The sequence below is a fragment of the Oceanospirillum sediminis genome (genome assembly GCF_014164585.1).
In the GTDB taxonomy this organism is placed as follows: Bacteria; Pseudomonadota; Gammaproteobacteria; order Pseudomonadales; family Halomonadaceae; genus Oceanospirillum; species Oceanospirillum sediminis.
The window spans coordinates 1-309 of record NZ_JACJFM010000355.1; the positions used below are offsets into that span (position 1 = coordinate 1).

At 49.5% G+C, this 309-nt stretch carries 1 pseudogene; it reads right to left on the bottom strand.

Annotated elements, in window-relative coordinates:
- Window positions 1-278 (bottom strand): annotated as a pseudogene (locus H4O21_RS25210) (hypothetical protein); the annotation flags it as partial.
- Between the last annotated feature and the right edge of the window lie 31 nt (window positions 279-309).

The window sequence follows — 309 nt, forward strand, 5'->3', positions numbered from 1 at the left end:
CAGCTCCAGCCCAGCTCCAGTCCCATGTTTGCGGTCTGTAAAGTACTGGCTCTGACTTTCTGTTCCCGGGCATCATCTGACAATTGATGATAACACAGAGCAAGATTGGTTCGGGTCACCTGGATATTACGCCCATTCATCCAATACAGCACTTGTCCTAACCATCGCCCCCAACGATGTAAACGGGGTAATGGCTGCTTACTGCAAAATGACAGAAACGGCACCAGTAACCGGTTAACGGCCTTACTCTTCAACTGTTTGCGCTTGTTCTGACTCATTTTTCCTCTGTTCTGCCGCTATCAGGCTGGT